Raw genomic sequence first — 6,452 nt, 5'->3', positions numbered from 1 at the left:
CTGGCTTAGCAGGATTTGCACATGATAGAGCTATAACCGGTGTTGCCAAAACAGGCAAAAATCCTAAAAAAAGTAATTTGCTTTTTTTCATTTTTTTTCCTTTCAATTTAGTATTTTTTATAATTATATGACCAACCAAAAAAAAAAAAAAATAGCGCTTTTTTTAAAGAAAAATCATATTTTAAATTAAAAATTTATGGCTAATTTAACTTACTATACACTTTTTTTCATCACTTAATTTTTGTATAATATTTCTAATTTTAGGCTTAAAAAAACTAAAGTTTTATACTGTCATAAACTAATTCAAATAAAAACATAAATAATTCATTAATACATATTAATAAAAAATGAAAGTCACAAATTAAGCTTAAATTAAACATAAAATAAATAGTTTATATATTAATATTTAAGAATTTTTTAACCGATATTTCATTTTTAAAAAATATATACTTTAATAATATATGTTATCGCCTTGATTATACTTATTTTTTGTTTCACTAGAGGCATTTATAATAATTGATGCACGAAATAAAATAATAAAAAACTCAAATCATTATTTTTGACTTGAGTCTAATTATTTTATTTTGCCTAATGTATTCTTATTTTTAGTTATTATCTAAATTTCTTTATTTAATTAGAATATTCAATATTTTATTTTCAATATAAATAACTTTAATCACTTGCTTGTCTTTTAATCATTTCTTAATTGAATCAAGCTGCATTGCCTGCGTAACAATTTCATCATTATTCCAAATTGGTCGAATTTCTAACTGACCACGCAACTTTCCGTTAATTTGTACACCAATTTGCGGATTTTTTTCAATAATTAAATTAGTTTTGGCAATTGGCCATTTTTGGTAAAATATCGATTTTTCACCAATCATTTCCAAAAATTCTTCTGCTATATGAGGAGCGAAAGGTGAAAATAAAATAGCAAAGTTTTTAATAATTTCTAATGAATTAATTTTTTCAATATTCGCAAGAAAATTAATAAAGACCATAAACTTGCTTATTGCTATATTAAACTTATATTTTTCAATATTTTCACTAATATCCAAAATAAGTTGATTAATATTGCTATCAAGTTCCTGATTTTCATCAGTTATATCAATGTTTTTTCTTAATTTATCAACAATAAGATAAATTCTATCGAGTCATTTTCTAATTCCGTTGAGAGAATCTGTATTTCATGACTTTGACTCAGTTAAGGGGCCCATAAACATCTCATATAACCTTAGGGCATCAGCACCATGTGATTCAACTAAACCATCAGGATTGATGACATTGCCAAGAGATTTTGACATTTTTTGTCCATCTGGTCCTAAAATTAAACCTTGGTTTATTAACTTTTGAAATGGTTCCTTGGTATTGACAATGCCTAAATCATATAAAAATCTATGTCAAAATCTAGCATATAATAAGTGTAATACGGCATGCTCTTGGCCGCCAATGTATAAATCCACTGGCAACCATTGATTAAATCTTTCCTTTGCTTCTTGACTATCAAGCGGCAAATATGTTCCGTCATCATTTTTTAAAATATAGGCCAGGAAATATCAACTAGACCCTGCTCATTGGGGCATTACATTAGTATCATGTCGATATATCTTATTATCAACTTCAACATATAATCAATCCTTAATGTTGGCAAGTGGTCCTTCTGTTGAGCCTGATGCTTTAATATTATTAACCTCAGGAAGTTTTACTAAATTATCAACTAAATAAATTTTATTATTTTCATCAAATAAAACCGGAAACGGTTCGCCCCAATATCGTTGACGTGAAAATACTCAATCTCTCAATTTAAAATTAGTTTTATTATCAACGACACCCATCGCATTTAATTTATGATAAATAACTTCTGTTGCTTGTACTTTTTTAAGGCCGTTTGCGATATCAGAATTAATATGTTTAGAATCGTCAACAAACGGTAACTTCTCCGCTTCTAATACTTGTTTAATAGTTAGATTATATTTTCTTGCAAACTCATAATCCCTGGCATCATGAGCAGGAACAGACATTATTGCCCCTTCGCCATAACTCATTAAAACATAGTCAGAAACTCAAACCGGAATATTTTCATTTGTTAGGGGATGACTAACATATGCCCCAGTGAACAAACCTGTCTTGTCTTTATTAAGTTGCGTTCTTTCAAGGTCGTTTTTTGTTTTTGTTATATTTATATAATCGATAATTAATTTCTTATATTCATCTGTACAAATTTCTAAAAGCAATGGATGCTCAGGACTAATAATAATCGATGAAACACCATAGATAGTATCTAATCTGGTTGTGAAGGTTGCAATATTTTTCTTTGAATTTTTAAGATTTCATCTAACAATATGACCTTGTGATTTTCCGATTCAATTTTTTTGTAATAATTTTAAACTTTCGGGTCAATCAAGGCTAGCCAATCCCTCTAGGAGTTTATCAGCATATTTAGTGATCTTTAGGACTCATTGCTTCATCGGCTTCTTGACGACAGGAAAATTACCGCGCTCCGAAACTTTTTGCCCGTTAATTTCAATAATTTCTTCGTTGGCCAATACTGTGCCCAATCCTTCGCATCAATTAACGTCAATTTCCTCAATTGAAGCAAGTCCATGCTTATATAATTCCTTAAAAATTCATTGAGTTCAGATATAAAACTTGGGATCAGTAGTGTTAATTTCTTTATCATAATCATATGAAAATCCCATTAGTTTTAATTGTCTACGAAAGTTATTAATATTTTTTATTGTGAAGGGGGCTGGGTGGTTTCCAGTCTTAATTGCATATTGCTCAGCAGGTAACCCAAAAGCATCTCAGCCAATTGGATGCAATACATCAAATCCGTTTAATCTTTTGTAACGTGAAATTATATCTGTTGCAGTATAGCCTTCAAGATGTCCAACATGTAAACCAGACCCCGAAGGATATGGGAACATATCAAGAATATAGGCCTTTTTATTGCTTTTTTTTGTTGTCTTAAATGATCTATTTTGTTCTCAAAAATCTTGTCATTTTTTTTCTATTAGTTTATGGTTATACATGTTATTAATTTTACATTAATATCTTTTTTTACAAATATAATGTTGTTTAATTTCTTGCAAAAAACATTAGCACTGTTTTTATATAAATTATTGTAAAATTTAATATATTATTTTTAACTGTAATACAACAAAACAATAAAGGAAAAAATATGGCTGAAGAAAGTAAAGATTATAAAGACACATTATTAATGCCACAAACAGAATTCTCAATGAAAGCAAATCTTGCTGATAAGGAAATTATCTTCCAAAAAAAATGAGAAGATGAACAACTATATCAAAAAATTTTAGCTTCCAACAAAGGGAATAAAACATTTGTTTTGCATGATGGACCTCCATATGGGAATGGGAATATTCATGTTGGTCATGCGTTAAATAAAATCCTTAAGGACATAATTGTACGATTCAAAAATATGCAAGGCTTTTATGCTCCATTTACACCCGGCTGAGATACTCACGGGCTTCCTATTGAACACAAAATGTTAGTAGAGCGAAAAATGACTGCAAAAGATTTTTCAGTTGTGGAACTAAGAAGAGCATGTGAAGAGTATGCCCTAAGTCAGGTTGCAAAACAAATGGAACAATTTAAAAAGCTTTCATTGCTAACTGATTTTAAAGAAATTTATGTTACTTTAGATAAACGATTTGAAGCACAACAATTAAGACTTTTTAAAAAAATGCTATTTGATGGTTTGATATACAAGGACCTAAAACCAATATATTGATCGCCTTCTTCACAATCTGCCCTAGCAGAGGCTGAAGTTGAATACGCAGACCATATTTCACCATCAATATTTGTTGCCTTTAAGATTACAGAAGGCAATAATATTGTTTGTAAGGATGAAAAACTAATTATATGAACAACTACTCCATGAACATTAATTGCAAATTCAGGTGTAGCTATCAATTCAGAATTTGAATACATCAAAATAAAAGTTAATAATACTACTTACATTTTAGCTGAAGGCCTAGTTGAATCAGTTGCTCAACAATGTAAATGAGAAAAATATGAAATTATTGGAAGTAGTTTCAAAGGTAAAGACTTATTAGGAATAAAATACGAAAGTCCAATTAATAAACTAATTTGCCCAGTCGTTGAGGGGCACCATGTTACACTTGAAAATGGGTCAGGATTAGTCCATATGGCACCTTTATTTGGCGAAGATGATTTTATTATTGGAAATAAAAACAACCTTGAAAAAATTATGCACGTCAATGATGATGGGACATTAAACGAAAAAGCACTTCAATTTAAGAACATTTTCTATGATGATGCTAATCCATTAATTGGTAATTTCTTAGAGGAAAATAATTTATTGCTTGGATTCAAAAAGATAAAACACTCATATCCTCATGATTGAAGAACCCATCTTCCAATTATGTATCGCGCCACTCCTCAGTGATTTGTATCTGTTAAAAAGATTAAAGATAAAATTCTAAATGAAATAAATAATGTTAAAACATATAACGAGTGATCAAAAAACCGCCTTGAATTAATGCTTGAAAATCGCGATACTTGATGTATTTCAAGACAACGAAGTTGAGGTGTTCCTATTATTGTTTTTTATGACAAAAACAAAAATCCAATATTGGAAGAAGAAATATTTGACTATGTCATAAATCTTATAGAAAAACATGGCTCAAACATATGATATGAAAAAACAGCGGACGAATTATTACCTGAAAAATATCAAAAACTTGGATACACTAAGGAAAATGATATTATGGATGTTTGATTTGATTCAGGATCAACCTCACTAGGCGTTAAACCAGCTGCTATTGAGGCACCATTTGACTTATATCTTGAAGGCTCAGACCAATATCGCGGTTGATTTAATAGCTCAATGATAAATTCGGTTGCTTGAAGAAATAAAAGTCCCTTTAAGTCATTTCTATCGCATGGTTTTACCCTCGATGGCAAGGGGCGCAAGATGTCTAAATCATTAGGAAATACAGTTGACCCGCTAGAAATAGTAAAAAAATATGGTTCAGATATTTTAAGATTATGAGCTGCAAACTCTGAATACACGGCCGATATTACAATTGATAATAAGATTTTGGAACAAAATGTCGAAATTTATCGTAAATTAAGAAATACAATCAAATTTATGCTAGGAGCACTATTTGACTTTGATTTTAATTATGTTAGTCTTGAATCTATTCATGCATTAATGTTTGAAAAAATAAATAACTTGGAAGCAAAAATTCTATCTTTTTATGAAAATTATAAATTTGTAAATGTTATTAAAGAAGTAAATAATTTTATCATTGATTTAAGTTCTTACTACATCACAATTACAAAAGATATTTTATATCTAAATAAACAAGATAACTATGAAAGAAGACAAGTTCAAACCGTTTTTGCCAAAACCATTAAAACTTTATTGCAAATACTTGCTCCTATACTTCCAACAACTATGGAGGAAGTATATCAATATTATAACGAACCCAATAAGCAAGAATCTGTACACTTATTAAAATGAAATCTAAATAAAACTTTTTCAACAAAGCTAAGCGATAAATGACAAGAATTTTTTGATCTAAAAGACGAAGTTTATAGATTAATTGAAGAAAAGATTAAATTGCAAGAAATTAAGAGACAAAACGAGGCATTTGTAACTATTACAACTAAATCAGAATTCATAAAATCATTACCACTAGCTAAATTACTAATGATTGCTAAATTAACCATCGGAAACGAAATGAAGGTTGAAAAACGCGAATCATATAAATGTCTAAGATGTTGAAATCACTTTGAAAAAGATCAATTTAGTTTTAAAAATGAAATTTGTTTTAGATGCGAGGAGGTTATTAATGCAAGAAAATAAAAAGGAAAAATACTTTTCAAAAGAATATTGAAAAACAAATTGAAAATTCATTCTTGTTAACATAGCAATTTTTTTGGGAGCATTATTTATTTTCTTATTAATAGACCAACTTACAAAGGAATATATTTTTAGATGAAAAGATAAAAGCGTTTTATCTCCAGATCTAGACTATGAAATCGGCAACAAATTTATAATCTTTAAATCAGTTTTTCACGCTGGCACTACGTTAGGTTTTTTTGAAAGTAATTTGCCAGTCTTGCACACATTTAGTTTTGCCATTATTTTAGGTTCACTATGAGGCGTAACTTTTGTTAGAGAAAAACATTCAATATGCATAACTATTTTTCTTGGTTTAGTAAGTGCTGGATCTATGGGTAATATGATTGATAGATTTATATTCGGTGGCGTAAGAGATATTATGAATTTTCCGTGAGCAAACCAAGGAGTTTTAAATTTTGCTGATATTTGATTAGTTTTAGGAGCAATAAGTGTGGTTTTATCAATTGTAACCATACATTGAATAAAACATTATAAAAAGAACAAACTAACAAAAGACGAAAATAAGGTTTAACTAAACCTTATTTTTTTCGCTCTT

Annotated in this window: 3 protein-coding genes; 2 read left to right on the top strand and 1 reads right to left on the bottom strand. The window is 29.0% G+C overall.

Translation table 4 applies throughout. The annotated features are described in order from the left end of the window. Positions 1 to 626 precede the first annotated feature (626 nt). Positions 627 to 3,032, bottom strand: coding sequence for a leucine--tRNA ligase (gene leuS, locus ACWXVQ_RS02780; RefSeq protein ID WP_456013559.1), 2,406 nt, complete (start codon positions 3,030 to 3,032; stop codon positions 627 to 629). 149 nt (positions 3,033 to 3,181) lie between these two features. On the opposite strand from leuS, the gene ileS reads away from it, so the two are divergent. Together ileS and ACWXVQ_RS02770 are read left to right on the top strand one after the other, a co-directional pair. Further along, positions 3,182 to 5,857: an isoleucine--tRNA ligase gene (gene ileS, locus ACWXVQ_RS02775; protein ID WP_456013558.1), complete on the top strand. Its 2,676-nt coding sequence runs from the start codon at positions 3,182 to 3,184 to the stop codon at positions 5,855 to 5,857. Beyond that, positions 5,844 to 6,428: a signal peptidase II gene (locus tag ACWXVQ_RS02770; protein WP_456013557.1), complete on the top strand. Its 585-nt coding sequence runs from the start codon at positions 5,844 to 5,846 to the stop codon at positions 6,426 to 6,428. Before ileS ends, ACWXVQ_RS02770 begins: the two co-directional genes overlap by 14 nt. Positions 6,429 to 6,452: the final 24 nt, after the last annotated feature.

The sequence above is a fragment of the Mycoplasma sp. 527 genome (genome assembly GCF_053851595.1).
The sequence above is the reverse complement of the archived record's forward strand: the minus strand, read 5'-3'. Positions and strand labels throughout refer to the sequence as shown.